Source organism: Flavobacterium aquidurense, from assembly GCF_002217195.1.
Classification (GTDB): Bacteria; Bacteroidota; Bacteroidia; order Flavobacteriales; family Flavobacteriaceae; genus Flavobacterium; species Flavobacterium frigidimaris.
In genome coordinates this window covers 190,382-217,143 of record NZ_MUGR01000014.1, presented here as the reverse complement: position 1 = coordinate 217,143, position 26,762 = coordinate 190,382, and the positions used below count along the sequence as shown (strand labels likewise).

The window sequence follows — 26,762 nt, the reverse complement described above, 5'->3', positions numbered from 1 at the left end:
AGATGAAGTTAAAACAAATCGAAAGGGTAAAAAAGATCTCAAAAGCCGATTTTATTTCCCAATATGTAAAAAATCAAATTCCAGTTGTTATTGAAGAGCTCACCGAAGATTGGCCTGCTTATCAGAAATGGAAATTGTCCTATATCAAAGAAATCGCCGGCGAAACTATCGTTCCTTTATACGATAACAGACCCGTTAATCATGAAGATGGCTTTAACGAAGCGCATACCAAAATGAAAATGAGCGATTATATCGATTTATTAGAGTCACAACCTACTAACTACCGCATTTTTCTTTACAACTTAATGAAAGAGGTGCCAACGCTAAAAGAGGACTTCTTATGGCCTGAAATTGGCTTAAGATTAGTCAAACAAATGCCTATGTTGTTTTTTGGCGGAGAAAACTCAAAAGTCTTTATGCATTATGATATCGATTACTCGAATATTCTGCATTTTCATTTTCATGGCGAAAAACAATGTATGCTTTTTGCTCCGGATCAGTCGAAATACTTATACAAAGTCCCTCATGCATTAATTTCAAGGGAAGACATTGATTTTGACAATCCCGATTATGAAAAATTCCCTGCCCTTAAAAATGCTGAAGGCTACATCACCAACCTAAAACACGGCGAGGTTTTATATATGCCGGAAGGTTATTGGCATTATATGAAATATTTAACCCCGGGATTTTCGATGAGTTTGCGCGCGTTTCCTAAAAGTATTACCAATTTATCAAAAGCAGTTTATAATGTTTTCATTATGCGTCATTTTGATATTTTGATGCGAAAATTTAAAGGCCAGAAATGGATTGATTATAAAAATGAAAAGGCGATCGAAAATACACATCAGAACTTAAGAAAGAGTGCTTAAAAATAACCCTGAATAAAAAAAACAGCTGCAGTTTTATAGAACTGCAGCTGTTTTTTTATTTTACCTTCGTGCTATTTATATTTAAATTTGTTTTTTGAATTATACAAAGAAAATCCCAATTGTAGAAACATGACCTCGCAGTTACAATTCTAACTCAAAAACTTGTTCAATACGCTAGATTAAAATGATTATTTTTAGCAATTAGCATAAAAAAGAAAAACATGAATTCAATTTTCACAATAAAAGACGCCATCCTAAAACTGGAGCACTTTTGCGCCTATCAGGAACGCTGTCACAGTGAGGTAGTTTCGAAACTATACAGTTTAAAAATGTCTCCTGATGAAATTGATGTCGTTGTTGTTCAGCTTATTGAAAATAACTTTTTAAACGAAACCCGTTTTGCCTGCAGCTTTGCCAGAGGCAAACATAGAATTAAACATTGGGGCAGAATAAGAATTACCAATGAGCTTAAAATGAAGCAGGTTTCCTCGACTAATATTACGATTGCCTTAAAAGAAATCCCTGCCGAGGAATATGAAGCCACTTTCGAACAGCTTGCAGAAAGATGCTGGGGAAATCTAAACGAAAAAAACACATTGAAAAAACGAAAAAAATTCTGTGATTATATGCTCCGAAGAGGATATGAAAGCTTTTTAGTTTACGACAAAGTAACCCAATTAGAAAAGAATTTAGAAACCTGAAAAAGTGAATTTAGACTCTCTCTATTAAAACGCTTACCGCATTACCACCAAAACCAACGGCATTGATGAGAACTCTTTTTATCGATTTTGTCTGATTTTGCTGTATCCCAAACGGAACTCCAATAAAAGTATCATGTTGCAGCATTAAAAGTGCCAATTCCAGACTTAATATACCGGATGCACCAAATGTATGTCCAACCTTCCATTTATTAGTCGTTAGCAAAGGCAATTGAGACCCAAAAACTTTTTCTATAGCCAGTAATTCCGTTATATCTCCTTTTATGGTTCCGGGAGCATGCATAACAATTGCATCAACAGTTTCTAAAGCAACATCCTTCAAAGCCATTTTCATCGATTTCTGAAAACAGGTTGCTTCGGCAGAAATAGAAATATTATGCTCTAAAATCTCTGTTGCATACCCAACACCCGTTACGTAAGCAATTGCATTTTCCTTCTCTCCGGATTCCAGACAACAAACAGCAGCTCCTTCACCCAGAATCATAGTGTTCTGACTTTTCTCAAAATCAAAAGCCAGATTCGGCCACGGGTCTTCCTCCTGATTGATTCGGGAATATATTTTAAGAGCCCGCATCTGGGCAATTGTAAAATCAGTTAAAGGAGCTTCGCTTCCTCCTGCCAAAAACTTATCTGCCATTCCTGATCTTAACCATGCTACACCATTTAACAATGCATGAAGCGCTGTTGAACAGGTTATTGAATGCGAAATTTCAGGCCCCGTACTTTGCAAATCATGGGCAATCCACGAAGATATGTTTCCTAAAGTAGTCGTTGGCGAGGCCAAAGTCTGAGCTTTACCCGTATCAAGATATTCTTTGTAATGTTTTTCGAATAAATCCGTTGCGCCACGTGAAGACCCAATATTGATTCCGAAAACAGCATCCGAATTCCATCCTGCCTGTTCAACCGCCTTTCGCGAAGCTGCTATGGCAAATAAAACCGAATCATCTAAAAACTTGTATTTACTATCTGATTCCCGTATTTGCACAACAATCTCTTTCGATTCGGCATCAAGTGCAGCTACTGATGTTTCCTGCTGATCTAAGAATTGTTTCGAAAAACAATGTTGATTGTCGAGGTATCTTTCCCAGATTACTTCAGCGTTATTTCCTAACGAAGAAATCGAAGAAAAGGCTGTTATGGCGATTTTAGTATTCAATTTTGGCGTTTTTTTATCGCAAAGTTCGCGAAGTTTTATGAAAGATGGCACGCGGATGACACAGATTAAACTGATTTACAAAGATTATTTTAAATTAGAACAGCGAAAATCCGTTTAATCTATTTAAATCCGTGGCAAATTATACCATTTCTATAGCTTCTTCAATAATAGCATACACTTTTTCAAGTTGTTCATCAGTCATAATATACGGAGGAAGAATATAAACAATATTCCCAACCGGACGCAAAATAACACCTTTATCGATAAAGAAATTATAGAGTTTCGTTCGCATCGAACCGTAATAACTTTCCGCTGAATCTGATTTTATTTCAACCGCAAAAATGATACCTAATGTTCTGGCTGTTGTCACTTTTGGGTGGTTCTCTATTTTCTTCTGAAACACTAAATGGCTGGCGTTGATTCTTTTGATGTTATCCTGCATTTCATCCGTCTGCAGTAAATCCATACTGGCTAAAGCTGCCGCGCAACCCGTTGGATTCGCCGTAAAAGTGTGTCCGTGAAAAAGCGCTTTATTAATATCATCATCATAAAAGGCATCAAAAACTTCCTGAGTAAAAGTTGTGATTGCCATCGGGATTGTTCCTCCGGTTAACGCTTTAGAAAGACAAATCATGTCCGGTTCTTCAGTAACATAATCCATTGCAAAGGTTTTTCCCGTTTTTCCAAAACCCGTCATTACTTCATCAGCAATAGTTAATACGCTGTTCTCTTTACAAATCTGTATCAGTTTTGCTAATGTTTCCGGTTCGTACATGACCATTCCGGCAGCTCCCTGCACCAAAGGTTCGAAAATAAAACCCGCACAATTATAATTCTGAATTACATTTTGAAGCGCATCAAAACTTTCCTGTTCTTTTCCTTTTACCGGAACCGGAATTCGAACAACATCTATAAACATTCCCTGAAAAGCCTGCGTATAAAAAGAGATTCCGCTTGCTGCCATTGCCGCAAAAGTATCTCCATGAAATGCATTTTCGAATGCGATTATCGTAGTACGTTTTTCATTTTTATTAAAAAAATACTGCAGCGCCACTTTTATTGCTACTTCAACCGCGGTTGATCCGTTATCAGAAAAGAAGATTTTCTGTTGGTTTTTAGGCAGAATTTCAATTAGCCTTTCAGCTACTTTTATCGCTGGTTCGTGTGTAAAACCTCCAAATAAAACATGCTCTAAAGTGGTCAACTGTTTGTAAATCGCATCGGCAATAAATTTATTGCTATGGCCAAATGGGTTTACCCACCAAGAAGCAATGGCATCAATATATTCTTTGTCGTTTTCATCCCAAAGCAAAGCGCCTTCGCCTCTGGAAATCGCAATTGCAGCTTGTGCCGTTTTATGTTGTGTATAAGGATGCCAAAGGTATTGGCTGTCTTTTTCTGTTAAAGTCATAGTATATAAAATAGAGCATAGCGTATAGAAAAAAGACTCGACTACTATAATTTTGACAAAGATAGGAAAGTCTATTTTCTTTGTTCTATATTCTTTACTCTACAAATTAAGTAAGTTATCTCTAAACAAATCGGCATATTCCTTAATAACATTTTGATCGAAATAAGGTTCTTCATCAATTCTTCCGATACATTTTATTCCGGTTTTATTGAGAATCATGCTTTCGGTTGCTTTGTTTTCGCTTCCGCTGAAGATAATTCCTGCAACTTCGAAACCATGATTCCTGATTGCTTCTACCGTCAATAAAGTATGATTGATACTTCCCAGATAATGTCTTGAAACTACAATTATTTTATAATCGGGCTGAATTAAATCTATAATTAAGTCTTTATCATTCAACGGAACAAAAATCCCTCCGGCTCCTTCAATAACCAAATGATTTTTAGTTTCGGGTTCTTTGATTTGCTTTAAATCAATTTTGATCCCGTCAATTTCAGCAGCCAAATGAGGACTTGCCGGTGTATTTAATTTATAACTATTTTCAAAAATTTTAGATTTTAGATTGGAGATTTTAGATTTGATTTTATGACTGTCAGAATTGTCTAAATCTCCTGCCTGAATCGGTTTCCAATAATCCGCTTCTAAGGATTCAACAATAATAGAAGAGGCAATTGTTTTACCTACATCAGTTGAAATTCCTGTTACAAATATTTTCATAGCTTGTTTGTTTCACAAAGATTTACAAAGAAAAAACGCAAAGATTCGCCAAAAAGGCTTTTTTGCTTTGTGTCACTTTGTGTTTTTTCTTTGTGTATCTCTGTGTAATGACTTTGGCAAAAATACCTAAAAAACAAAACCCATCCATTACGATGGGTTTGTTGTTTTTTATTTTTCTTCTTTAAGTTCGTCAATTACTTTCTTGATTTCTTTTGCATATTTTCCATAATAAAAACTCACCCACCACTCTGTCAAAACACCAACAAGCAATATTGTTATCATAAAAACTACCACTTTTAAGACTAATTTTCCATTTTCAAAATTCCCATTCAAAATTTCGATTGAGTCAGGAGTTCTAAAAAACAAATAGACAGCCAGATAAATCATCAAAAAAGGAGCCAGTGCAAACGTAAAAGTTTTGTAAAGCTGCATGTTAAGCCTAATATCGTAATAGGTTTCGTACAAACTGTCTTTGGTTGTTAATGCTACTTTATCCAGTCTTTTATAAAACAGAAAAAGCTTTGCTAAATAGTAAATACTTATCGCCACTATTATTCCATATATAAAATAGTAAGGGCCTACAAATTTTGACGGAAATTCACTATGAAATGGCAAAAGACCTATAACAAACAAAACAAAAATTTGTCCTAAAAGTTCTGTGCGCAAATTTTTCCTAATTTTGTCCAAAGGCATATTTGCCGATTGTATTTTTTCTAAATTATCCGGAAGAACAACATTCTCTGTCTTTTCGTTATTCCATGCGTTTTGTATATCGTTAAAATCCATATCCTTGATTTTTAATTATTTCTTTTAATTTGTCTTTTGCCCTGTTTAATTTTACCCTGGCATTTCCTTCTGAAATTCCCAGATTCTCTCCAATTTCTCTATGGGAAAACCCTTCTAACTGATAGAAAATAATCGCTTTATCAATTTTTTCGAGTTTTTGAACCGCTTTATAAAAATGATCGATCTGACTTTCCTTTATATGCGAATCGCCTTCATCTTCTTTAATGTTTTCTGAAGCGATTTCATATTTATCAACTTTCCGCTTTTCCTTCTTCAGGAAAACGATAGCTGTATTTACGGCAACACGATACATCCAGGTCGAAAACTGACTTTCGTTTCTAAAAGAATCATACGATTTCCAAAGCTGACAAACAATCTCCTGAAAGAGATCTTGCTGATCATCATGATTATCCATATACATTTTAGAAACCTTGTACAGTATTCCTTTATGGCTTTCGATCCTGTTTAAAAATTCTTGCTCTTTCTTTTTCAAAACGATTATTTCGTTACCGGTTTTACTTTATATCCTGCTTTTCTCAATAAATTAATTACTCCGTCATTACCCGCGAGGTGTGCAGCTCCAACTGCCACGAATACACTTTCATTTTTCATCATTTCAGGCAAAAGTTTTACCCAATTTCCATTTCTTTCATCAAGCATATATTTTTTAGCCTTGGCATTCATTATATTTTCTGCAGTTGATTTTTCAAATAAACCTTCTAAATTTTCCTGCTTATAATCTTCAACCAACTTCTTTGTCTCTTCAACATCAGACTCTTCTAACATAGCAATCATTTCAGCATCAGAATAAGCATCTTCAAATGATTTAAACTGAGACTTTACAGTTTCTAAACCAACAACCGGCAAGTTTTGTTTCTTAGCACTTTCGATAAAATTCATTTCATAAAATCTCAAGTCATCGCAACCAAAGCTTTTCATCGAAATCAAACTCATCACAGTCATCAAACTAAAAGCATCAACTTGCTTTATAGTCATACCTGCTGATTTTTTCAGAATCGCATCTAATTTAGACAATTCCTCCAGATTTAATTTTTTACTTAAAGGTTCTTTACCCATCGCCATTTGCTGCATTTCAGACATCTCTTTTGGATCAGAAAAGTTGATTTCTAATACTAATTTATCGGATTTGTCAAATGCTTTTTTTGTTTTTTCAGAAAGAAAATAATCTCCAGAACAAATCATATGAATTGTTCCATACAAATAAGAAGGTTTTACTAATCCGTTTCCTGATACTTCCCATAAAAGGGAGTTTTCTAATTTTGGCGCTTTTGTCTGTGCCTGAATTGATACCGCAAAAAGAATTGCGATTGCAGTTACTGCTGATGTAAATAAATTTTTCATTTTGATTGATTGATTTTTATTTTGTGATTTGTTGACGATTGAAAACTCCTTTTTCACTATTTATTGTTTTCATTTCTGTTCCACCAAGCTGCTATCGCCACAACTAATAAGACTGTTAAAATGATGCTTAGGATTTTTATTAAAAAGTAACTTACTAATCCTAACAGGAATCCTATTGAAGCAAAAAGGACAACACTGAAAATATTTTTTTTTGACGAATTTGATTTTAATTTCATAATGGTTTTATTTTTTTGATTACGACTCGTAAGTAATCAAACATTCAAAACGTTACAAAAAAAAGTAAAATATTTAAAAAAACTATACAAAACAAGACATCACAGCATAAGAAAGTGTCACCCTGAGCGAAGTCGAAGGCTTGCTAATTGGAATGGGCTTCGACTCCGCTCAGCCTGACAACATTAAAATTTAAAAGATAAAATCTCTAAGCAATTCTAAGATTTGATTAATTTCTTCTTCAGAGTTGTAACTGTGAATGCAAAAACGCAAACGTTCCTGTCCTTCGGGAACGGTTGGCGAAAGAATTGGTTTTACATCAAAACCTTTGTCCTGTAATTGTTGGGCCAGTCGTTTTGCGTTTTCATTCCCGGGTACGATTGCAGATTGTATTGCGGATTTACTTCGAACAAACATTGGTTTTAAACCTAACAGGTTCTTTTGCTGATTGAATAATACGATGTTGTGACGTAATTTTTCGATTGTTTGTTTTTCAATCTCTAATTGCTGGTAAGCGACCAAAATTGTAGCAACAGAATGTGGGGACAATCCGGTTGTATAAATGAAACTTCGGGCGAAGTTTACCAAATATTCTTTAAGACCTGTACTTCCCAGAATCACTGCACCGTGACAACCCAGGCCTTTTCCAAAAGTCATGATTCGGGCAAAGATCCTGTGATGCAATTGTAGATATTGTATTAATCCTTCGCCTTTTTCTCCAAAAACACCCAAAGTATGCGCTTCGTCAACCACTAAAAGACAATTGTATTTTTCAGAAAGATCTGCAAGTTCCTCTAAGTTTGGACTATCGCCATCCATAGAGAAAACTGTTTCTGTAACAATGTAGATATTTGTATCAGGGAATTTGTGAATGAGGCGCTCTAAATCCTCGAAATCATTGTGATTGAATTTGTACGATTTAGCATTGGACATGACAATTCCGTCGCGAATAGAAGCGTGACTTAACTCGTCGTACAAAATAACATCATTTCGCTGCGGTACAGCACTAAAAAAACCAACATTGGCATCGTAACCCGAATTAAAGATTAAAGCCGATTCAGCGTCATGAAACTCTGCAATAAATGCTTCTGCTATCTGATACAAGGAATGGTTACCGGAAATTAAGCGTGAACCTGTCGCTCCGTTTTCAAAAATTTCATTTTCCAGTAAATAAGCATGGGTCAGCTTAAATATTGATTCTGATTTCGAAAAGCCAATATAATCATTAGAAGAAAAATCAACTAAATTATTGAACACAGGCAGTTTTCTAAGCGAATTATTCTGCTTGCGATTTTCGAGCTTCTGAATTAGATTTTCCGGTAATTTCATAACAGCAAAGTTATGAAATTGAAGTTGATATTAAATAAAACAGCGGGTTTCACATGCCCGCTGTTTGTAACTTACTATTTAAATCGCACTTATAAAAGGCGATTGTCTGCTGAATCCGGATGCTGTCATTTCCTGAATCATGAATTTTGCGATGTCAATTGCACTGATTTTATCTCCAAGGCAATCTTCTAAACTGACTGAAACCTCAGAACTTATATCATTGAATTCAATAAACGGAACCCGAACCTGAGTCCAATTTATATTGCTTTCAACCAAAAAATCATAAGCTTTTTGTCGGTCTTCCTGAATTATCGGAAAATTGGTTTTCATCCAAGCTGTAGCAGCTGTCGTTTTAGCACTTTTTTTATCAAATGGAGTATCGATGTTTAATCCCGTCAATAATACATAACGATCGATTTCGTACTCTTTCATTACTTTCAAAATATTTCTTGTTGCTGCACTGGCCACGAGAGGCTCACCTTGTCGTTGTCCGATTGTACTAATGACAGCCTGACAATCTTTGAGTACCAACTGTATGGTTTCTAAATCAAGGGCATCGCCTTGGATAATTTCGATTCTAGAATTTTGAATGGTCAGTTTTTCAGGATTTCTCAGCAAAAGTTTTACGCTAAATCCTTCTTGCAGTAACTGGCTTACAAGATAGTTTCCAGTTCTTCCGCCACCGCCTAAAACGGCAACCTTATTTATAGTATTCATAATATATTCTTTATAAAAATTTGACATAGTTATTTATGCTTCATCAAATTGACGAAGCTTACTAATAAAAGCTTACTGAGCTTTTATACAACAATCTATATTTTATAAAGAGATTAGAATAGTTCAAAAGTAGACCATTTATGGCAATAAAAAAAGCCATTCGCTGAGGCGAATGGCTTTATACTTTATCTTAAAATTGTCTTAGTCAACTAGAACAATAATTTTATTGTCTTTCATTTCGATAGTACCTGACGTGATCTCTAATGTATAGGTCTGGTCATTTACTTTTGTGAATTTACTCGCTACATCTTTAGAAAAATTGAAACTTGGCGCTGCAATTTTAATCGTTCCTTTTTCTAGAATAGAAACAATAGGAGCATGATGATTCAATATTTGAAAGCTTCCGTCAACTCCAGGTAATGTAACTGCTGTTACTTCTCCTGAAAATATTTTAGCTTCTGGTGATACTATTTCTAAAATCATAATTTTTGAGTTATGAGTTATGAGTCATGAGTTATAAGTTCGGTAAAGCTTTGCTAAACTCATAACTCATAACTCATAACTTAAAACTATATTAAGCTTCAGCTAACATTTTTTCTCCAGCTTCGATAGCATCCTGAATAGAACCTTTCAAGTTGAAAGCTGCTTCAGGAAGATGATCTAATTCACCGTCGATAATCATGTTGAATCCTTTGATAGTATCTTTAATATCAACCAAAACTCCAGGAATACCTGTAAATTGCTCCGCTACGTGGAAAGGTTGAGACAAGAAACGTTGAACACGACGTGCTCTTGATACTGATAATTTATCTTCTTCAGATAATTCTTCCATACCAAGGATCGCAATAATATCTTGCAATTGTTTGTATTTTTGAAGAATTTCTTTTACTCTTTGTGCACAGTCATAATGCTCATTTCCTAAGATTTGAGGAGTCAAAATTCTTGAAGTAGAATCTAACGGGTCAACCGCCGGATAAATACCTAGCTCAGCAATTTTACGAGACAATACTGTTGTAGCATCTAAGTGAGCAAACGTTGTTGCCGGCGCCGGGTCAGTTAAATCATCCGCAGGAACGTAAACCGCCTGTACAGATGTAATAGATCCTTTGTTTGTAGATGTAATACGCTCTTGCATCGCTCCCATCTCTGTTGCCAAAGTTGGTTGGTATCCTACTGCAGAAGGCATACGTCCTAAAAGTGCTGATACCTCAGAACCTGCTTGTGTAAAACGGAAGATGTTATCAACGAAAAACAACACGTCTTTACCCTGATCAGTTCCAGCTCCATCACGGAAATACTCAGCGATAGATAATCCTGAAAGTGCTACACGTGCACGAGCTCCAGGAGGTTCATTCATTTGTCCGAAAACGAAAGTAGCTTTAGACTCTCTCATTCCTGGCATATCTACTTTAGATAAATCCCATCCTCCATTTTCCATAGAGTGCATGAAATCATCACCATATTTAATAATTCCTGACTCAAGCATCTCACGAAGCAAGTCATTTCCTTCACGTGTTCTTTCTCCTACTCCTGCGAATACTGAAAGTCCACCGTGTCCTTTTGCGATATTGTTGATCAACTCCTGAATCAATACCGTTTTACCAACACCTGCACCACCGAACAATCCAATTTTACCCCCTTTTGAGTAAGGCTCGATCAAATCGATTACTTTGATACCTGTAAATAAAACTTCTGATGAAGTAGACAGATCTTCAAATCTAGGAGCTTGTCTGTGAATAGACAAACCGTTTTCTCCTGTTTTTGGCAAGTTTCCTAAACCATCAATTGCATCTCCAATTACATTAAATAATCTTCCGTATACATCCGGACCGATTGGCATTTGGATTGGATTTCCTGTTCCAACTACTTCATATCCTCTTGACAAACCGTCTGTAGAGTCCATAGAAATGGTACGAACTGTGTTTTCTCCAATGTGAGATTGTACTTCTAGAACTAATAATGTTCCGTCTTTTTTAGTGATTTCTAGTGAATCATAAATTTTTGGAAGTTCAACATCCTTACCGTTGAAAACTACGTCAACTACTGGTCCAATGATTTGAGCAACTTTTCCTATTACTTTTGACATTACTTATGTATTTATTAAATAGCTATTTAGGTTTATCGAAAATACCTCTTTTTTCAGAGCGCAAAGATAATTTTTTAAAATATAAAATCAATATTTTTTTTATAAAAAATACTACGATTTTGTTTGATTCCTAAAACTCAGGCTTCAAATACAGAAAATAGCATTTTTTAATTAAAGAAAAAAAGCCACTACATTTTAGAAATGAGTGACTTTCGTACTAAAAAAATTGGCATTATTGTATCGTTGCCGGATATTGAATTGGATATAGACCCAAATCGACATGACGTAACGTTGAACCATATTTTGCATTTATGGCATCTATAAATATATTTGCAATTAAACCATACCCTCTTGCACTTGGATGTACTCCGTCTAAAGAAAAAGCACCTCCGGTTACATAAGTAGATGACATCGTAAAGTTTCCAAATCTATAACCACCACTTGACAGCTGTGTCATGACAGCTTTTGTATCAACAAAAGCCAAACCTTTTTCAGTTGCGATCGACTGAATCGCTACATTATAAGCATCTGTCGCTTTTTTTACTTCGGCAATTTCATCCTTTGTCAACACCCAATTATCAGCCAATGGCACCGAAAGCCCGTTTACTTTTGTTGCATCACCACCAACGGTTGTTCCTATAAATGTTCTGGCTGACAAGATTACTAAATCTTCTTTCGTTGCCTGTCTATACGATGGAAGCCCGTATGCTGAAAGATTTGTAAGATAACTATCCACAACAACCACTGCATTATTTCCCGCCACAAAATTGACTGTTCTTCTGGTCGCTTCATCCTGGGTTAATAATTTATTTGCAACCATTTGTTTCAAACCACCATTATAAACAGCGTAACCCGCATTTAATTGAGTTGCCAAAGCAGCCGTAAGCGGAGCCGGATTATAAGGAACGGTAGTGAAATAAGGCAGAGTAGTAATATAAGGCAAATTAGCTACTATTCCTTTTGCTCCGTTTGCAGTTAAAGCTGTAACTAAGCCTGAATAAACATTTTTAAAAACAGTTGGATCTGTAATATCATTACTTCCATAAGTAGCCGGATTCATATTTCCCGTCTGATCTTTTCCAATTCCTCCTGAAGTTGCATAGGCCAATACATCATTTCCCCCAATAAACAAGGAGAAGAAAGTTGGAGCCTGCGCTACTCCATCTGCCAAAATTGTAGTTGAAGGCGAACTGGCAAAACGAGCAAAATATGGATTCGCAGCACCGCTTGCAACTCCCGCAACATTTCCATACCCAGGCGCTATCAAATGAAAACTTTTAGCACCAGGAACACCTAAATTACTGAACACACCTGTAAGACGCGTCGTTACCTCTGTTGTTGGCTTACCCGCTACATTAACCGGAGCCTGACCATTAAAATACAAACGAGTTGCAGCTATAACATTCCCTCCCAACAACAACCCTCCCAGATTATCATTCATAAATGGAGTTGTAAAAGCTCCTCCTCCGGCAGCCACAAACTGTTGCGCCAGAATATTAGTATACGCACCTTCCTGTCCCTTTTTAAAAAGGGCATTATCACTGTAACCCGCGGCAAAAGAATCTCCAAGGGCTATATATTTAGTAAAAACCGCTGACCCCGGAACAACAGGCACTTCTGCCGGAGTATCACTGCTATCGTCATTATTACACGCCATAAAGGTTAAAGAAACCAACAACAGCCATTTTATATTTTTTATCATGTTATTTAAGTTTAAAATTATTACCTCTTTCTCATTATAAAGAAAGAAACCTGCTTCATCTCGCTACTTTTATAATTACGGATTAATTGTCCAGGAAACAAACCATTGCTGACCGATAGATCCTGCTCCGATTACCTGAATATAATCTGACCCGAAAAGATTTGTTGCCCCTACTTTAATAACTGATTTTAATTTTGTAAAAGCATAATTAATCTGAGCATCAAGAACTGTATTTTCCGGAACTATTCCGTCTCCAAAAGATGATTGCCATAAGTACTCGGTATTCCATCTTACATTCACATTAAATCCTAAATTTTTAACGACTTTAGCATTTCCAAGTGAGGCTTTAATTCTGTGTTTTGGCGTATTAAAACCTGCTATAAAACTTGGATCATCTGCCTGGTTAAAATCAAATTGAGCGTAGTTATAATTTACACCTAATTCAAAATCTTTGTATACTTTTTTAGACAAACCAACCCCAAAACCTAATGAAGAAACCTGAGCTGTAGTATTGGTATAAACCTGATACACTCTTCTGTCACCAAATGCCAAAGCCTGATACGTTTGTTGCACCGCAGGATTTGAAGAATCTGTTCCTACTGTTCCGTAATACGGAGATATTACTCTCGCTGTATTCATGAAATCATTATAAATATTATAATAAGCATTCAAATCTACTGACAGATCATTCTGAACCACTGAACGATATCCAACCTCAAAAGCATGAACCTGCTCCGGTTTTACCAACCCAATATTAGCTATCTTAAGATCTCCCGGATTTGCAGAAGCACCAAACGCCTGAACTGAAGCTACCGTGTAAGCATTGTGATACGCATTTTGACCAGACATTCCTATTGTTGCCGGCTGACCTGCTATCGCTTGTCCCGCAGCACTTACATTTACAGTTTCCTGAAAACGATCTAAATTGTCAGGAGCAGAACCTATTAAAGCAAATGGCCCTAAATCTAAACCTATATACTGATCTTGTGTTGTTGGATTACGAAATCCTGTCTGATAAGACAATCTGAAATTATGTCTTTTTGATTCTCCTGCTGAATACACAAATGAAACTCTTGGCGAGATATTACCATCAAAATTCTGGCTTTTATCATAACGTAAAGATCCTGTAAATTTTAATCTGTCGTCCATAAACTTTTTAGTCAATTGCCCGTAAGCACCATATTCTCTATAACTAATAGGACCATCATAATCAGTAAAAATAGTTCCTTCAGAATCCATTATATATTGTCTCCAAGAACCACCAACCTGGATTTCTGCCCACTTAATCATATCCCTGAAATTGTAATTCACATCAGAGTGATACAATTTTGAATGATCAATAAATTTTGCTCCCTGTGTCAAATCAGGATTTGAAGTAACTGTCGCAAGTGCACTATTAAACTGAGCTGAACCCGGCTCAAATCTCGCTGAACCTTTTGGCGCAGGAATAAAAGAAATTGGCGCAGGAAGTATATTATAATCCGCAAAGTTTCTTGCGATTGCCGCAGATTCATTTGCATTTGTTCCCATAACAGCCCCAGATAATTGATATGCCGTAGCATAATTGGTAAACCACTCCTGATCAGATTTTGCAGCTCTGTTTACGTTCCAGCCTGCGAATCTCATATCATAAGAATTTCCGGCATCTTCATCAGTAGCATAGACTCTGGCAAAAAAGTTTTTTCCTTTTACTTCAATTTTTCCTTGCTGCATCATGAAATCTTTCAAAGAATACCTGTTGGCTCCCTGATAAATCGTACTTCCTAAACCTATTTTATATTGTAGGATCACTTCTGTATCATCCTTAAAAGGTTTGATATGAGCAGAAAAATCTGCTTTTACGTTTTTCACTTTATTATCTGTCAAATCCTGCTCACGATATCCCGTTCTGCTCACCTGACCAACATTTGGAATAAAAGTAGTGATCTCATCCCCATAAATATTCAATCCATCATAATTTTGATTGTTCGCGTGCCCAACAGAACCTCCGGTCATACTTCTTGTATCGGCAGCAATCCATTCTGTTGCTTCCATATAAGTAAAGTTAGCCTTAAGCGCAAAACGTTTTGTAAAAGCTTTTGCAGCTCTTATTCCAAAATCATTATAATCATTAGTTCCGGCTGCTTTTTGAGTAGTTTGCCCGTATTTATAATAAACACTAATACCTTCATCAACAAAAGGACTTTTACTATTCATAAACAAAATACCATTAAAGGCATTTGCACCATATAACGCAGACGAAGCGCCCGGCAAAAGCTCTACACTTGCTACATCTAAATCAGAAATCCCAATTAAATTTCCTAACACAAAGTTTAATGCCGGAGAAGAATTATCCATTCCGTCAACCAACTGCATAAAACGCGTATTGGCCACAGAAGCAAAACCACGTGTATTTATCGATTTGAATGAAATACTGCTGGTATTAAAATTGACCTCTTTCAAATTTTCTAAACCATCATAGAAAGTGGGTGCAGTGGTATTTTTAATTTCCTGAATCCCCATTCTTTCTATAGTAACAGGCGATTCAATTACCCTTTCCGGAGTTCTTGATGCCGAAACAACGATTTCATTCAACTTGGTTTCTTCGTCTTTTAATACCGCATTTACTTTTTGACTGGCTGAAGTAATAGCAAAAGTCTTAGCTTCAAATCCCACTGCCGATACCTTAATAGTAAAAGGTAATTTAACCGGGGTTGTCAACTTAAATGTACCATCAAAGTCGGTTGAAGTACCGCTTCGATCTCCTACAACACTAATGTTAGCACCAGGAATAGATTGTTTGTTACTATCAGTAACAGAACCAGTAATTGTATTCTGAGCGAAGGCTATCCCGCTGAAACACAACATAATTAGTAGATATACTCTCATTTAGGTTTGTTTTTGGTTAGTTAATATAGCCAAAATACAAATAATTTTGATATTAATAAAAAAATGTTAAAAAAAATAAATATTCTATATAAAATTCGTTACAATTTTAACTATTCATCAATTAGTTTTCTTAAATTAAAATCAAAGAACAAGTCCCAAAAACCAAAATACTATGCATACATATAAATTATAGCAAAAAAAATGAGGATTTAATAAAAATACAGCAGGAAGAAAAAAAATTTGGCAATAAAAAAAAGCGAGACCTAAATCTCGCTTTTTTAACATTTATATAATTTAATATAATTATTCTACAGTAACTGATTTTGCTAAGTTACGCGGCTGATCAACATTACAACCTCTCATAACTGCAATATAATAAGAAAGCAACTGCAAAGGTATCGTTGTGATCAACGGAGACAATGCATCTGAAGTTTCAGGAATCTCAATAACATAGTCAGCCAACTCACGAACCTGAGTATCACCTTTAGTTACTACAGCGATAATTTTACCGCTTCTTGATTTTATTTCCTGAATATTACTTACAATCTTATCATAATGACCTTGTTTAGGCGCAATTACAATAACCGGCATATGCTCATCAATTAACGCGATTGGTCCGTGTTTCATTTCTGCAGCAGGATACCCTTCAGCGTGAATATAAGAGATCTCTTTAAGCTTCAAAGCTCCTTCTAATGCTACCGGGAAATTATAACCACGACCTAAATACAAACAGTTTGGCGCATCTTTAAAAGCTGCAGCAATTTCTTTTGCTCTGTCGTTTGTTTCTAATGCCTCAGCTACTTTTTCCGGAATCAATTCTAATTCCTGTAAATAAGCATGAAAATCAGGATTTGACAACGTACCTTTTGCTTTCCCTAATCGCAATGCAATCATTGTTAAAACAGTAATTTGCGTTGTAAATGCTTTTGTTGAAGCTACTCCAATTTCCGGACCTGCGTGTGTATAAGCACCTGCATGACTTTCTCTTGAAATAGAAGAACCAACCACATTACAAACTCCAAAAACAAAAGCACCATTTTCTTTTGCTAATTTAATAGCTGCCATCGTATCTGCAGTTTCTCCTGATTGAGAAATCGCGATAACAACGTCGTCTTTGTTTATAATTGGGTTTCTGTATCTAAATTCAGAAGCATATTCTACTTCAACCGGAATACGGGTAAACTCTTCAAAAATATACTCTGCTACTAAACCAGCGTGCCATGATGTACCACAAGCAACGATCAAAATACGCTTTGCGTTTAAGAATTTTTCAAGATTATCCTCAACACCAGCCATCTGAACAATTCCTTCATTAGCATGAAGCCTTCCTCTGTACGTATCTTTTATAACACTTGGCTGCTCATAGATTTCTTTAAGCATGAAATGATCATAACCTCCTTTTTCTATTTGCTCCAGGTTCATCTGAAGTTCCTGAATATAAGGATCTACTAAAGAGTCATCTTTAATTTTTCTAACTTTAAGAGGTTTGTGCAATCTAATGTTTGCCATTTCACCATCTTCAAGATAAATTGCATTCGAAGTATACTCAATAAAAGGCGAAGCATCAGAAGCAATAAAATATTCTCCTTCTCCAACACCAATTGCTAACGGACTACCTAATCTGGCAGCCACAATTTCGTTTGGGTTCTTTTTATCAAAAACAGCAATTGCATAAGCTCCTACTACCTGATTCAAAGCAATCTGCACTGCTTTACCCAATTTTAAACCTTCTTTTTTCTGAACCTCTTCAATAAGGTTCACTAAAACTTCAGTATCTGTATCTGATTTAAAAGTATAACCTCTTTTGATTAATTCTTCTTTAAGCGGTGCGTAATTCTCAATGATTCCATTGTGAATAATTACCAACTCGCCTGAATTCGAAAGATGCGGGTGTGAGTTTACATCATTTGGCACCCCGTGAGTTGCCCAACGTGTATGCCCAATTCCAATCTTTCCGTTTGTATTAAAAGCATCTTTAGCCTTAGCTTCAAGATCTAGTACTTTACCTTTGGTCTTACAAACCTTTACACCAGTTTCATCATCATACAACATGACTCCGGCACTATCATAACCTCTGTATTCGAGCCGCTTTAATCCCTTGATAACAATAGGATAAGCCTCTCGATGGCCGATATATCCAACAATTCCACACATATATTATTTATTAATTTGGTTTCGTGTAATAAATCTCAAGTTGCAGTTTTTTCCCGGCAGGAACATTTGAACTTGAAGTTCCTCCATATAATACCGTTCCTAACGGACTCATAATTGAGGCTCTTGGTACATTTGAAAAAATGTCGTTTTTAAGTTTCAATTGACCAAAAGTTATTGTACCAATATCTCCTGTTACCACTAAACCTAATTTTACATTTTTTACAGTTGCATTTTTTATAATATTACGGATATGATTCGTTAGCCTGATTTTGTATGTTGTACCTCTTTTTGAAGTAGGATCGATATTAATGATACCACTGTAAACAACTTTACCTGGCGGATTAGTTGTAGCAGTTGTAGCATCTGAACTATAATCTAAAATTGGCAAACTATTATCCAAATCATACAAATAAACACGTTTTGGCTCATAAGTCCCTGCCATCTTATCAGTATCTATAGAAAAAACCAGATTAGCCTCATTCACTAACCAATTCTTAGTCCTTATATCCGCTAATTTAGCACCAAATCCGGTAAGATCCAGTACAGCAAGCGACCCCTGGCCTCCTTTTAGGTAAAGCCTGTCATCTCCTACTGTTTTATTCGGATTCGTTACTGCATTATAGTATGTTGGATTCTTATTGTCCTGATACAAGCTAGCCTGCGCTCCTGATAAATTAATAACCAATGTCTTATCTTCCATTGTTTCATCAGGATCAGTTGTTATAGCCGTTTTTGCTTTGTACTTGATCGTAATTTTAGCATTCCCTGATTTTGCAATATCTAATAATGCTAAATTAGAAGGACTACCTTCTGATCTTTCTGCTTTAAAATACAACCCTCTAAAGTATTCCTGAAAAATAGTTGCAGAAGAAAGTTTTGAAGCCGGGGCTTTTAGAATTTTCTCTAAAAAGAACGCTTTATTCAGGTTCAAATGCATTTCCGGAGCTATATAAGTATAGGTATATGTTTTTACAGCTGCATTAGCATCAACTACTGTTGAATCTTTTCTTTGTGCCGCACTAAAAAAGAATGCATCATTTTGTGCCGGATCCGGATCATCATTCAGTCTTGCACCAATTTTACTTGTATCAAAATTTATAGCATCTGCACCTGAATCCTGATTCGTATAATACAACTGATTAAACTGTGAACCTCCCTCAAAGTAAGAAGAACGCATCTGAACTCCAGACTCGTAAACACTCAGTTTAATTTTTCCTTTAGGGTCGCCATAAATAGAATCCAATTTATAAATATTACCGCCTTTAGGATCAGCAGTAGTAGCACTTGAATTAATAAAATAAGGAATACTCAATACCACACTTTCTATTACCGGTGCCTCACCAATGGTTGGTGCATCTGTAGCTAAAGTAACCTGGCTCACAAAATTTGAGGTATTAGTCCCAAAAACAGCATTATCATAAATCCCTAAACCAGTAAGCGTTAATCCGTTTGACTGAACAGGAGTTACTTCCTGATTATAAGCTAAAACATCATATTTTTCAGATTCAAGACCAAAATGATCGTCTCCGATCAAACCTTCACCAATCGCATTAAAATCTTTATCGCAAGAATATAAAAGGACAACTGTTGCTATTAATAGAATTTTCTTAATAAAAGAAGTATTGTACATGTTTAATAATAAAGTTAAAATTTAAAGACCCATCGTTTTATAGAAATTTGTATACGCTTCAGCGAATGCATCTTTCGTGGCGAAAGGTAAAAAAGGTTTTCCTGAAGATTCTATAAATTTTGTTAAACTTGGAGATACGTTTTCCGAAGCAATAATCACAGCATCTGAATGTAATATACTCGCTTTTAAGACATTTTCGTAATTCGGTATTTCTAAATCAGAGATCGCCTCGTGCGGCACACCATCAAATTTTACCTTGTTTATCATTTCTAAGTCTAAATTTTCATCGAAAGATTGCCCATAAACAGAGGTAACAATTTTTGTTTCAGAAAATAAAGCTTCATTTTTATAATAGTGCTTCATATAAATTGGCAACATTGCAGCCAGCCAGCCATGAACGTGAATGATATCCGGAACCCAGTTTAGTTTTTTTACCGTTTCAACAACTCCTTTAGCAAAAAATATTGCTCTTTCGTCGTTGTCAGGATATAGAACTCCCTCTTCGTCAGCAAAAGTTGCTTTACGTTTAAAATATTCATCATTATCAATAAAATAAACCTGAATTCTTTCTTTCGGAATCGAAGCTACCTTGATAATCAACGGCATATCTAAATCATTCACTACCAAATTCATTCCTGAAAGTCTAATAACTTCATGTAATTGGTGTCTTCTTTCGTTGATATTTCCATATCTTGGCATGAAAATTCTTATTTGTCCGCCCTGATCATTGATCATTTTTGGAACGTCATATGACATTAAAGAAACTTCATTTTCAGCCAAATAAGGCACGACTTCAGATGATACATATAATATCCTCTTATCTTTCATAATAGTATTTTACTTAATTTTTGGTAATAAAAACGTTGCAAAATTACAAAAATTTATGCAGTTTATAACTAATATATTATGTTTGCACTAAATTTTAATAATACTGCCATGCATATTTTCTACGGTAAAGTAGCTTTGATAGCCTATTTGAAAACTATCAAAACCGCAAATTCAACCATCGGATTTGTACCAACAATGGGCGCTTTACACCAAGGTCATCTGGCGTTAATGCAAAGATCAATCAAAGAAAACGACGACACTGTTGTGAGTATTTTTGTTAACCCAACTCAATTCAACAACCCTGAAGATCTAGATAAATATCCACGAACTCTTGAAGAAGATGTAAAAAAAATGCGCGGTTTGAGTGACAAAATGATTTTGTATGCTCCGTCTGTAGAAGATATTTACGAAGGAAACACTGTCTCTCAGGATTTTGATTTTGATGGATTAGAATATCAAATGGAGGGAAAATTCAGACCTGGACATTTTAACGGTGTTGGAACTATCGTAAAACGTTTGTTCGAAATTGTTACTCCAACGAATGCTTATTTTGGCGAGAAAGATTTCCAGCAATTGCAGATCGTAAAAAAAATGGTCGAGAAAACGAATTTACCGGTTAATGTCGTAGGCTGCCCCATTTTCAGAGAAGACAATCAGCTTGCCATGAGTTCGCGAAACGAACGATTAACTCCCGAAGAACGAAAAGAAGCCGCTATCATCTATAAAACTTTGACAGAAGCAAAAGAAATATTTCAAAACGGCAGTCCTGAAGATACTATTCAATTTGTAGAGGATGCTTTTAAAGACAACGAGAGATTTGACCTCGAATATTTTGTAATTGCTGACGAATCTACATTATTACCTATCGATCATAAAAGTAAAGACAAAAACTACCGTGCATTTATAGCGGTATTTGTTAATAATATAAGGTTGATCGACACCATTTCATTAAATTAATTTACCTTTGCAAAATGCAAATTCAAGTTATAAAATCAAAAATTCATCGTGTAAAAGTAACTGGAGCTGATCTTAATTATATTGGCAGTATTACTATTGACGAAACATTACTGGAAGCCTCAAATATTATTGAAGGTGAAAAGGTATCTATTGTAAACATCAATAATGGCGAACGTTTTGAGACTTACGCTATCAAAGGACAAAAAAATTCAGGAGAAATCACCCTGAACGGACCTGCCGCGAGAAAAGTTCAAAAAGACGACATCATTATCATTATATCCTATGCAACCCTGGAGTTTGAAGAAGCTAAAACCTTCAAACCATGGATCATTTTCCCTAATGAAAACGATAATTCGCTAACCTAAGCCTCCCTTTTTACACCTTTCTATTTTTTCTGTTTGTCAATTTATTTTGAACAAACAGGATTTCTTTTGCCTAAATTCAAAAAATAGGTTTAATCGTATAATTTCATTGCTTTTTTAAATTTCCACACCAACAAAAAAGCAAATAAAGTATTATATTGCCACACTATTTCAATACTTTTAAATTCACTGAAATACCCCAAATCATGAAAAAAGTTTACCTACTATTTTTTGCATTAATTTCAATTTCTGCTTTTTCCCAGAAAAAATTTGACAACATTAAATCTGTCAAACTCGGAGAAGAAAGAAGAATAACCATTGGACTTCCCGCATCTTACGAAGCTAATCCTGAAAAAAAATACCCGGTCTTATACTTATTAGACGGAGATTATCTATTTGATCCTTTCTCAGGAGCCGTTAGTTACGGTGTTTATTGGGACGATTTGCCTGAAATGATTATCATTGGTGTTCATCAAAATAAAGACGGAGAACGTTTTGATGACTCGACAATTGACCAGTCTAACGGATTACCTTTTGAAAAAGGCGCTCAGTTTTTTGAATTTATTGGAGCTGAACTGGTTCCTTATATCGAAAAAAAGTACCGCACAACACCTTTCAGGATTATTGCCGGTCACGATATCACTGCAAGTTTTATCAACTTCTATTTATACAAAGAAACTCCTCTATTTAACGCTTATATTTGCCTGAGTCCGGAGCTTGCCCCAAAAATGGAAATTCGTATTCCGGAGAAATTTGCTAAAATCAAAGAGCCTTTCTTTTACTATCTTTCGGCAGCGGATGGCGATATTAAGAGAATAAAAGAACCTATAGAAAAACTGGACAGTAATATTAAAATCGCAAATAATCCGTTAGTAAACTATAAATACGATTTATTTAAAGGTACAACACATTATACAGAGGTTTTACATTCGATACCAAGCGCACTATATCAGATTTTTGAAGTTTATAAACCTATTAATTCTGCTGAATACAACGACAAGATTGCGGTACTTCAAACAGGTTATGCTGATTATCTCGAAAACAAATACGCCACTATGTCTAAAGTGATGGGCGTTAAGATTCCTGTGAGAATGAGTGATTTTAAAGTAATTGAAAACATTATTTTAAAAAATAAAGCATACGATGAATTGGGTAAAATGGCTGAAATTGGAAACGTAAATTATCCAAAAGCGATGTTGGGAGAATATGAATTAGGATTAATGTATGAGAAATTGGGAGACCCGAAAAGGGCTTCGAAAAAATACCAAAATGCTTCGCAAATGGAGGCAATTGGTGATTTGAACAAAGATTTGATGTACGAAAAAATGGATCAGATGAATACACTTGCAAAAACCGGTAAATAATGTCTAAAGTTAAAACGTCTTTTTTTTGTCAGAACTGCGGAACGCAATATGCCAAATGGCAAGGTCAGTGTAATGCCTGCAAGGAATGGAATACTATTGCGGAAGAAATCATTCAGAAACAGGAAAAAGTCGCCTGGAAAAGCGAACCTACTTCAAATGGCAAAGCACCCCGCCCTTTAAAAATTAATGAAATCGACTCGACTCTGGAAATCCGTATGGATACGACTGACGGCGAATTGAATCGTGTTTTGGGTGGCGGAATAGTTCCCGGATCCCTGACTCTTTTGGGTGGTGAACCCGGAATTGGAAAGAGTACGCTTTTACTTCAGATATCATTAAAACTACCTTATAAAACTTTATATGTTTCCGGCGAGGAAAGTCAGAAGCAAATAAAAATGCGTGCTGAAAGAATTACGCCGGACAGCGAAAATTGTTATATCCTGACGGAAACAAAAACTCAAAATATTTTCAAGCAAATTGAAGCCATTCAGCCTGAAATCGTCATTATTGACTCGATTCAGACTTTACATACAGATTATATCGAATCTACGGCAGGAAGTATTTCTCAGATCAGAGAGACGACTGCTGAACTGATCAAGTTTGCCAAAGAAACCAATATTCCGGTTATTTTAATCGGCCATATTACAAAAGACGGAAACATTGCCGGACCAAAGATCCTGGAACATATGGTCGATACTGTTTTGCAGTTTGAAGGCGATCGAAATCACGTCTACCGAATTTTACGCTCGCTAAAAAACCGTTTTGGTTCTACTGCCGAACTTGGTATTTATGAAATGTTAGGAAGCGGTTTGCGGGAAGTAAGCAACCCGTCAGAAATATTGATTTCGCACAAAGACGAAGAAATGTCAGGAACGGCGATTGCCACCACTATGGAAGGCATGCGTCCGCTAATGATCGAGATACAATCTTTGGTAAGTACCGCTGTTTACGGAACTCCGCAACGAAGTACAACGGGTTATAACGCCAAAAGACTTAACATGATTCTGGCCGTTTTAGAAAAAAGAGCCGGATTTCGTTTAGGAGCAAAAGATGTCTTTTTGAACGTAACCGGAGGAATTTCTGTTGATGATCCCGCAATCGACCTTGCTGTTGTTGCTGCAATCTTATCTTCTAACGAAGATATTCCCGTCACAAAAGGTTTCTGTTTTGCCGGTGAAGTTGGTCTTTCCGGAGAAATACGCCCTGTAAATAGGGTCGATCAGCGTATTCAGGAAGCCGAGAAACTAGGATTTACCACTATCTTTGTTTCTAAGTACAACAAAATTGCTTTAAAGAATACCGGAATCAAAATTGAGCTTGTTGCCAAAATTGAAGATGTAGCAGGTATTCTTTTTGGGTAATTCGATTTTTTGCCACGACTCGAGCGATAGTGAACAGGCGAAGCAATTGCACAAATTAAATACGAATTTTTATTTAAATTTATTGCAAATTCAAATTTATTCACACGAAGCAAATTCGTGGCAAAAAAACTTTTCATTTTGCGAATAATCGCAAATTTTATGAAATTAACTTTATGAAATTTCCAAAACAAAAAATATACAAAGCACTGCTGATACTCGTAATAGTATTGGTAGTGCTTTTTTTAGGCTTTTACTTTTTTCGTGATGCACTTTTAAAGCAAGCTATTGCGAAAGTAAAAACCAAAATGAATACCGAATACAACAGCACTTTTTCTGTAAAATCGGCTTCGTTTGATGGTTTTTCCGGCATTAAACTAACTGACATTATTCTGGTTCCAAAAAATGCCGATACACTTTGCCACATTCAAAAAATAGAAACCAGCATCAGCTTGTCTAATTTACTAATTGGTGATGTTCAGGTTGGCACTTTAAAAGTCAATAACGGTTATATCCAGTTAGTCAAAAAGGGGAATGTCCGCAATTTTGATGCTTTCCTGAAAAAAGACAAAGCGGATTCTGATAAAAATGAAAAACGGAAATACGGTACTTTCGCTTATAGAATTATTTCAAAATTACTGAATCTGGTTCCGACCGACATGAAACTGGAAAACCTGAATTTCAGAATCGATGATAACGGCAAAAAAACCTCTGTCGCTGTCAATAAACTTGTTTTAGACAACAAACAGCTCGAAACCAATCTTCATGTACAAAGCAAAGATTTTGATCAGCGCTGGAACATAAAAGGTTTTGCTGACCCGAGAAATAAAAAAGCGGATATCCGTTTCTTTAATCTGGATACCGGAGCCATTCGTGTTCCGTATTTAGACGAGCGTTACAACCTGAAAGCTAGTTTTGATTCTATTCGCCTGAATGTTCAAAATATAGAAAAGGACGGAAGCGAATTGCACATTGACGGCTATACTTCTATCACCAATTTAAAAATCAACCACCCTAAAATCGCCAGTAAAGACGTAATCATCAAAAACGCACGTTTTGATTATCGTTTTCTATTGGGAGACAGTTTTATTTCGATTGACAGCACCTCAACAATGCAGCTGAACAAAATAAAAGTAAAACCTTATATCTCGTACAGTACAGAAAAAGATACGATTTATACCTTAAAAGTCGATATTCCGAAAATGAAAGCGCAGGACTTTATCGTTTCATTGCCTGACGGATTGTTTACTCATTTTCAGGGAATGGAAGCAACAGGAAATTTCGATTATAAACTGGATTTCAAGTTCAATAAAAACAAACCCAATACGTTAGTTTTTGATAGCAAACTGAACAAAGAAGATCTAAGAATCACCAAATACGGAGAAGCTGATCTAAACAAATTAAACGGCGAATTTGTGTATCGCGCCATTATCCAGAATGTATTGCAAAGACCTGTTTTAGTTGGAAATGCAAATCCTAATTATACGCCTTTAGACCAGATTTCTCCTTATTTACGAAAATCTGTTTTGACGACCGAAGATCCTTCTTTCTTCCAACATCGTGGTTTTATCAACGAAGCGTTCAAACAATCTATTTTAAAGAATATCAAAACCAAAAAATTCTCGCGCGGTGCCAGCACTATTAGCATGCAGCTGATTAAAAACGTTTTCCTGACGAGAGAAAAAACACTTTCGCGTAAGCTGGAGGAAATTTTGTTGGTTTATATTCTGGAAAACAATCGTGTGGTAAGCAAAGAAAGAATGCTTGAAGTGTATTTCAATATTATAGAATGGGGGCCAAACGTATATGGAATTGGAGAAGCAAGTCATTTCTATTTCCAAAAAAGCCCGTCGGCATTAAATGTTGATGAATGTTTGTATTTGGCTACTATTATACCCAAACCAAGAAAATTCATGTATCAGTTTAATGATCAGGGAAATCTGAGAGACTTTGCAGTACAAAACCAGAAGTTTTTAAAGAATTTAATGTTTCGTCGTGGTCTTTTAGTACCTGAAGATACAATAGGCCAACTACCCGTTTATATTTCCGGTAATGCACGATCTTTAATCAGAATAAAAGCTCCCGATTCAACTGCGGTTAAAAATGATTCGCTTTCGATTGACGGGGAATTTGACTTGTAATACTTATTT

Annotated in this window: 23 protein-coding genes; 7 read left to right on the top strand and 16 right to left on the bottom strand. The window is 35.7% G+C overall.

The genetic code is table 11. From position 1 onward, the window contains the following. Positions 1 to 2 precede the first annotated feature (2 nt). A complete protein-coding gene (locus B0A67_RS08150; RefSeq protein ID WP_072957044.1) occupies positions 3 to 869 on the top strand; it encodes a cupin-like domain-containing protein in 867 nt (288 codons plus the stop codon). A gap of 221 nt (positions 870 to 1,090) precedes the next feature. Beyond that, positions 1,091 to 1,570, top strand: coding sequence for a regulatory protein RecX (locus B0A67_RS08145; protein WP_072957048.1), 480 nt, complete (start codon positions 1,091 to 1,093; stop codon positions 1,568 to 1,570). A gap of 10 nt (positions 1,571 to 1,580) precedes the next feature. On the opposite strand, the gene B0A67_RS08140 is transcribed toward B0A67_RS08145, so the two are convergent. The 16 genes from B0A67_RS08140 to B0A67_RS08065 all read right to left on the bottom strand — a co-directional run bounded on the left by B0A67_RS08140 (position 1,581) and on the right by B0A67_RS08065 (position 20,571). After that, a complete protein-coding gene (locus B0A67_RS08140) occupies positions 1,581 to 2,747 on the bottom strand; it encodes a beta-ketoacyl synthase N-terminal-like domain-containing protein (protein WP_072957925.1) in 1,167 nt (388 codons plus the stop codon). Positions 2,748 to 2,886: 139 nt separating this feature from the next. Beyond that, positions 2,887 to 4,158 carry an adenosylmethionine--8-amino-7-oxononanoate transaminase gene (gene bioA / locus B0A67_RS08135; protein ID WP_072957051.1) on the bottom strand — a complete coding sequence of 424 codons (1,272 nt, stop codon included), beginning with the start codon at positions 4,156 to 4,158 and terminating at the stop codon, positions 2,887 to 2,889. Positions 4,159 to 4,257: 99 nt separating this feature from the next. Further along, positions 4,258 to 4,875 (bottom strand): dethiobiotin synthase, encoded by a 618-nt coding sequence (gene bioD / locus B0A67_RS08130; protein WP_072957055.1) that lies wholly within the window; start codon positions 4,873 to 4,875, stop codon positions 4,258 to 4,260. Positions 4,876 to 5,043: 168 nt separating this feature from the next. After that, positions 5,044 to 5,661, bottom strand: a complete 618-nt coding sequence (locus B0A67_RS08125) for a hypothetical protein (protein ID WP_072957058.1) — start codon at positions 5,659 to 5,661, stop codon at positions 5,044 to 5,046. After that, the gene (locus tag B0A67_RS08120) at positions 5,651 to 6,154 is read right to left on the bottom strand and encodes an RNA polymerase sigma factor (RefSeq protein WP_072957061.1); all 504 of its coding nucleotides are present in this window, start codon (positions 6,152 to 6,154) and stop codon (positions 5,651 to 5,653) included. Before B0A67_RS08120 ends, B0A67_RS08125 begins: the two co-directional genes overlap by 11 nt. A 5-nt stretch (positions 6,155 to 6,159) precedes the next feature. Next, entirely contained in the window at positions 6,160 to 7,023 is an 864-nt protein-coding gene (locus B0A67_RS08115) for a TraB/GumN family protein (protein WP_072957928.1), read from the bottom strand. Between the two features lie 56 nt (positions 7,024 to 7,079). Further along, a complete protein-coding gene (locus B0A67_RS08110; protein WP_072957064.1) occupies positions 7,080 to 7,259 on the bottom strand; it encodes a hypothetical protein in 180 nt (59 codons plus the stop codon). 190 nt (positions 7,260 to 7,449) lie between these two features. After that, complete coding sequence (locus B0A67_RS08105; protein ID WP_072957068.1) at positions 7,450 to 8,586, bottom strand: aminotransferase class I/II-fold pyridoxal phosphate-dependent enzyme; 1,137 nt, start codon at positions 8,584 to 8,586, stop codon at positions 7,450 to 7,452. 78 nt (positions 8,587 to 8,664) lie between these two features. Next, positions 8,665 to 9,303, bottom strand: coding sequence for an NAD(P)-dependent oxidoreductase (locus B0A67_RS08100; RefSeq protein WP_072957931.1), 639 nt, complete (start codon positions 9,301 to 9,303; stop codon positions 8,665 to 8,667). 201 nt (positions 9,304 to 9,504) lie between these two features. Further along, entirely contained in the window at positions 9,505 to 9,786 is a 282-nt protein-coding gene (locus tag B0A67_RS08095) for a F0F1 ATP synthase subunit epsilon (RefSeq protein ID WP_072957072.1), read from the bottom strand. 91 nt (positions 9,787 to 9,877) lie between these two features. After that, positions 9,878 to 11,389, bottom strand: coding sequence for a F0F1 ATP synthase subunit beta (atpD, locus tag B0A67_RS08090; protein WP_072957076.1), 1,512 nt, complete (start codon positions 11,387 to 11,389; stop codon positions 9,878 to 9,880). Positions 11,390 to 11,621: 232 nt separating this feature from the next. After that, a complete protein-coding gene (locus tag B0A67_RS08085) occupies positions 11,622 to 13,091 on the bottom strand; it encodes an SGNH/GDSL hydrolase family protein (protein ID WP_072957079.1) in 1,470 nt (489 codons plus the stop codon). A 75-nt stretch (positions 13,092 to 13,166) separates the two neighbouring features. Then, positions 13,167 to 15,959 (bottom strand): TonB-dependent receptor, encoded by a 2,793-nt coding sequence (locus B0A67_RS08080; RefSeq protein WP_072957082.1) that lies wholly within the window; start codon positions 15,957 to 15,959, stop codon positions 13,167 to 13,169. A gap of 303 nt (positions 15,960 to 16,262) precedes the next feature. Continuing rightward, positions 16,263 to 18,113, bottom strand: coding sequence for a glutamine--fructose-6-phosphate transaminase (isomerizing) (gene glmS, locus B0A67_RS08075; protein ID WP_072957085.1), 1,851 nt, complete (start codon positions 18,111 to 18,113; stop codon positions 16,263 to 16,265). A gap of 10 nt (positions 18,114 to 18,123) precedes the next feature. After that, on the bottom strand, positions 18,124 to 19,743 hold the full coding sequence (locus tag B0A67_RS08070) for a DUF4270 domain-containing protein (RefSeq protein ID WP_072957088.1): 1,620 nt from the start codon (positions 19,741 to 19,743) through the stop codon (positions 18,124 to 18,126). A 21-nt stretch (positions 19,744 to 19,764) separates the two neighbouring features. After that, positions 19,765 to 20,571, bottom strand: a complete 807-nt coding sequence (locus B0A67_RS08065) for a glycogen/starch synthase (RefSeq protein ID WP_072957091.1) — start codon at positions 20,569 to 20,571, stop codon at positions 19,765 to 19,767. 78 nt (positions 20,572 to 20,649) lie between these two features. On the opposite strand from B0A67_RS08065, the gene panC reads away from it, so the two are divergent. The 5 genes from panC (at position 20,650) to B0A67_RS08040 (ending at position 26,753) form a co-directional block, all read left to right on the top strand. Next, positions 20,650 to 21,528: a pantoate--beta-alanine ligase gene (gene panC / locus B0A67_RS08060; RefSeq protein ID WP_072957094.1), complete on the top strand. Its 879-nt coding sequence runs from the start codon at positions 20,650 to 20,652 to the stop codon at positions 21,526 to 21,528. A gap of 14 nt (positions 21,529 to 21,542) precedes the next feature. Beyond that, entirely contained in the window at positions 21,543 to 21,893 is a 351-nt protein-coding gene (gene panD / locus B0A67_RS08055) for an aspartate 1-decarboxylase (protein WP_072957097.1), read from the top strand. 203 nt (positions 21,894 to 22,096) lie between these two features. Next, entirely contained in the window at positions 22,097 to 23,254 is a 1,158-nt protein-coding gene (locus tag B0A67_RS08050; protein ID WP_072957100.1) for an alpha/beta hydrolase, read from the top strand. Next, entirely contained in the window at positions 23,254 to 24,615 is a 1,362-nt protein-coding gene (radA, locus tag B0A67_RS08045) for a DNA repair protein RadA (protein WP_072957104.1), read from the top strand. The genes B0A67_RS08050 and radA overlap by 1 nt, the downstream gene beginning before the upstream one ends. A gap of 173 nt (positions 24,616 to 24,788) precedes the next feature. Beyond that, positions 24,789 to 26,753, top strand: coding sequence for a transglycosylase domain-containing protein (locus tag B0A67_RS08040; RefSeq protein ID WP_072957107.1), 1,965 nt, complete (start codon positions 24,789 to 24,791; stop codon positions 26,751 to 26,753). Positions 26,754 to 26,762 lie beyond the last annotated feature (9 nt).

Bases quoted from the DNA above. Each gene is read 5' to 3' on its own strand.
- B0A67_RS08150 (WP_072957044.1), top strand. From the start codon at position 3: ATGAAGTTAAAACAAATCGAAAGGGTAAAAAAGATCTCAAAAGCCGAT.
- B0A67_RS08145 (WP_072957048.1), top strand. From the start codon at position 1,091: ATGAATTCAATTTTCACAATAAAAGACGCCATCCTAAAACTGGAGCAC.
- bioA (WP_072957051.1), bottom strand. From the start codon at position 4,158: ATGACTTTAACAGAAAAAGACAGCCAATACCTTTGGCATCCTTATACA.
- bioD (WP_072957055.1), bottom strand. From the start codon at position 4,875: ATGAAAATATTTGTAACAGGAATTTCAACTGATGTAGGTAAAACAATT.
- B0A67_RS08125 (WP_072957058.1), bottom strand. From the start codon at position 5,661: ATGGATTTTAACGATATACAAAACGCATGGAATAACGAAAAGACAGAG.
- B0A67_RS08115 (WP_072957928.1), bottom strand. From the start codon at position 7,023: ATGAAAAATTTATTTACATCAGCAGTAACTGCAATCGCAATTCTTTTT.
- B0A67_RS08110 (WP_072957064.1), bottom strand. From the start codon at position 7,259: ATGAAATTAAAATCAAATTCGTCAAAAAAAAATATTTTCAGTGTTGTC.
- B0A67_RS08105 (WP_072957068.1), bottom strand. From the start codon at position 8,586: ATGAAATTACCGGAAAATCTAATTCAGAAGCTCGAAAATCGCAAGCAG.
- B0A67_RS08100 (WP_072957931.1), bottom strand. From the start codon at position 9,303: ATGAATACTATAAATAAGGTTGCCGTTTTAGGCGGTGGCGGAAGAACT.
- B0A67_RS08095 (WP_072957072.1), bottom strand. From the start codon at position 9,786: ATGATTTTAGAAATAGTATCACCAGAAGCTAAAATATTTTCAGGAGAA.
- atpD (WP_072957076.1), bottom strand. From the start codon at position 11,389: ATGTCAAAAGTAATAGGAAAAGTTGCTCAAATCATTGGACCAGTAGTT.
- B0A67_RS08085 (WP_072957079.1), bottom strand. From the start codon at position 13,091: ATGATAAAAAATATAAAATGGCTGTTGTTGGTTTCTTTAACCTTTATG.
- B0A67_RS08080 (WP_072957082.1), bottom strand. From the start codon at position 15,959: ATGAGAGTATATCTACTAATTATGTTGTGTTTCAGCGGGATAGCCTTC.
- glmS (WP_072957085.1), bottom strand. From the start codon at position 18,113: ATGTGTGGAATTGTTGGATATATCGGCCATCGAGAGGCTTATCCTATT.
- B0A67_RS08070 (WP_072957088.1), bottom strand. From the start codon at position 19,743: ATGTACAATACTTCTTTTATTAAGAAAATTCTATTAATAGCAACAGTT.
- B0A67_RS08065 (WP_072957091.1), bottom strand. From the start codon at position 20,571: ATGAAAGATAAGAGGATATTATATGTATCATCTGAAGTCGTGCCTTAT.
- panC (WP_072957094.1), top strand. From the start codon at position 20,650: ATGTTTGCACTAAATTTTAATAATACTGCCATGCATATTTTCTACGGT.
- panD (WP_072957097.1), top strand. From the start codon at position 21,543: ATGCAAATTCAAGTTATAAAATCAAAAATTCATCGTGTAAAAGTAACT.
- B0A67_RS08050 (WP_072957100.1), top strand. From the start codon at position 22,097: ATGAAAAAAGTTTACCTACTATTTTTTGCATTAATTTCAATTTCTGCT.
- radA (WP_072957104.1), top strand. From the start codon at position 23,254: ATGTCTAAAGTTAAAACGTCTTTTTTTTGTCAGAACTGCGGAACGCAA.
- B0A67_RS08040 (WP_072957107.1), top strand. From the start codon at position 24,789: ATGAAATTTCCAAAACAAAAAATATACAAAGCACTGCTGATACTCGTA.